Genomic DNA, 2,576 nt, shown 5'->3' on the forward strand with positions numbered 1-2,576 from the left:
GTGATCAGCAGCTCGGCGCTCGCCGCTTCCGCGAGCGGCGCGAGCATCGCGGCCGCGATCCACGCGGCCGACTGCTCGCCGTCCGGGCCGCCGCGCTCGTAAAGCGCGACGCGATGCCCGTCGCCCGCGAGCCGCCAGGCAATCAGGCGGCCGACGAGGCCGCCGCCGAGCACCGCGAAATCGGGTCGGGAATCCCGGACGTTCATCGCGCGCCCTCCGCGCGAGCACGCACGACGAGTGTCGACGCGCACGCGCCGCCGCATGCGGACGCATGCGGCATCGGGCCGGGAATCATGCAAAAGACTGAAGATTGTGCGGTCATCATTCCTTCCGTAACGCGCAAAGCGCGTACCCAAAAGGACGAAACCGGCAGCAAAGGCCGGCCGGGCGGAACAAGGGCGCTGACCATGTGGGATGGCAGCCAGCGCGACCCGGCGGGATCAGAAACTTCCCTCGCCGGTATTACCCGGATCGGGTGCGAAGGGTCTTTCTCAGCCTCATCGCGCTGCCCGGAACATCTGCCGGCCGCGCCACGAAGCACCCCTGTTTCGTCGTCGGCCATTAGACCATAAAAGCGGAAAGCGCCGCAAACTGTCCCCCTTGCGGCAAATTCGCCGACGTGCCGCGCCGCTCTGGCACAATGCCCGCAGGCCGGCCGCGCGAGCGGCCGGTTGCCGCGTCACCGCCGGCCTTAAGTGCCGTTTAAGACGCGCGGGCGACCATCCGGACGCCCGCCGTCAGTCGGCGCCGCGTCCCGGCATGCCGTATCGCGGCGCGCGCCCGGCTTCGCCCGGCCCGCGCGCCGGCTACTCATCAGGAAGCACATGACCCAATCGATCGATCCCGTCCGCTCCGCCTCCGACGCGCCGCAGGACGAGCGCCCGGTATCCGCATGGAGCCTCATCAAGCCCTACTGGGTATCGTCCGAATGGAAAATCGCGTGGGGCCTGCTGGTCACGATCATCGCGATCAACCTCTGCGTGGTCTGGATCAACGTCCGGCTGAACAAGTGGAACGCGGAGTTCTACAACGCGCTGCAGTCGAAGGACGTCCACGACTTCCCGAACCTGCTGATGCAGTTCTCCGCGCTCGCGTTCGCCTTCATCATCCTCGCCGTGTACGGCCGCTACCTGCGGCAGATGCTCGGCTTCCGCTGGCGCCAGTGGCTCACCGACCGCTTTCTCGGCCAGTGGCTCGGCGATCGCGCGTTCTACCGGATCGAGCGTGACCGCCTCGCCGACAACCCCGACCAGCGGATCACCGACGACCTCCAGTCGTTCGCGACGACCACGCTCGCGCTGTCGCTCGACCTGCTGTCGACGGTCGTCACGCTCGTGTCGTTCATCACGATCCTGTGGTCGCTCGCCGGCGCGCTGACGATTTCGCTCGGCGCGACGCCGATCGCGATCCCCGGCTACATGGTGTGGGCGGCCGCGCTGTACGCGGTGGTCGGCTCGCTGATCATCCAGAAGGTCGGCCATCCGCTCGTGTCGATCAACTACCAGCAGCAGCGCGTCGAGGCCGACTTCCGCTTCGGGCTGATCCGCGTGCGCGAGAACGCCGAGCAGATCGCGTTCTACGACGGCGAGCAGACCGAGACCGGCAACGCGCAGAACCTCTTCATGCGCATCCGCGACAACTGGTGGCGCGTGATGAAGTACACGAAGCGGCTCACGTTCGTGCTGAGCTTCTACGGGCAGATCGCGATCATCTTCCCGCTCGTCGTCGCCGCGCCGCGCTATTTCGCGGGCGCGTTCTCGTTCGGCGTGCTGATGCAGATCTCGTCCGCGTTCGGCACCGTCAGCGATTCGTTCTCGTGGTTCATCAACAGTTACTCGACCCTCGTCGAATGGCGCGCCACCGTCAACCGTCTGCGCGAATTCAAGCGCGTGATGGGCACGTCGCACCTGAAGGAAAGCCTGTCGCCCGCGACCGAGCACGGCGGCATCAACCTGCACTACGTCGACGACGCGAAGCTGTCGACGTCGTCGCTCAAGCTCGCGCTGCCGAACGGCGACGCGCTCGCGAACATCGGCAGCGTCACGATCGAACCCGGCTCGCGCTGGCTCGTGATCGGCAAGTCGGGTTCCGGCAAGAGCACGTTCATGCGCGCGCTCGCGGGCCTGTGGCCGTTCGGCGACGGCGCGATCGACGCGCCGGTCGGCGCGCGGATGATGTTCGTGCCGCAGACGAGCTACTTGCCGATCGGCACGCTGAAGGCTGCGCTCACCTATCCGGCGACGGCCGACGCGTTCAGCGACGAAGCCTGCCGCGACGCGCTGCGCGCATGCCGCCTCGAGGATTACGTCGGCCGCCTCGACGAGACCGCGCACTGGACCCGTGTGCTGTCGCCGGGCGAACAGCAGCGCCTGGCCGGTGCGCGCGTGCTGCTGCACAAGCCCGACTTCCTGTTCCTCGACGAAGCGACCAGCGCGCTCGACGCCGACAACGAAGCGCGCCTGTACCACCTGTTCGCCGAACGGCTGCCGAAGGCCGCGATCGTCAGCATCGCGCACCGCGAATCGCTGGCCGCGTTCCACGTGGGCACGATCAACGTCGAGCGCGATGCTGACGAT

At 67.5% G+C, this 2,576-nt stretch carries 2 protein-coding genes and 1 riboswitch; of the genes, one reads left to right on the forward strand and one right to left on the reverse strand.

Annotated elements, in window-relative coordinates; all coding sequences use genetic code 11:
* On the reverse strand, positions 1–206 hold a 206-nt coding region (locus G3N96_RS38240), incomplete at its 3' end, for an FAD-dependent oxidoreductase (RefSeq protein ID WP_206140445.1).
* A 225-nt stretch (positions 207–431) separates the two neighbouring features.
* Positions 432–555, reverse strand: a riboswitch (TPP riboswitch).
* Positions 556–824: 269 nt separating this feature from the next.
* Here G3N96_RS38240 and G3N96_RS38245 point away from each other — a divergent pair.
* Positions 825–2,576 (forward strand): ABC transporter ATP-binding protein/permease (locus tag G3N96_RS38245; RefSeq protein WP_206140446.1); only part of this gene is annotated, 1,752 nt, incomplete at its 3' end.

The sequence above is a fragment of the Burkholderia sp. Se-20373 genome (assembly GCF_017104705.1).
Taxonomy (GTDB): Bacteria; Pseudomonadota; Gammaproteobacteria; order Burkholderiales; family Burkholderiaceae; genus Burkholderia.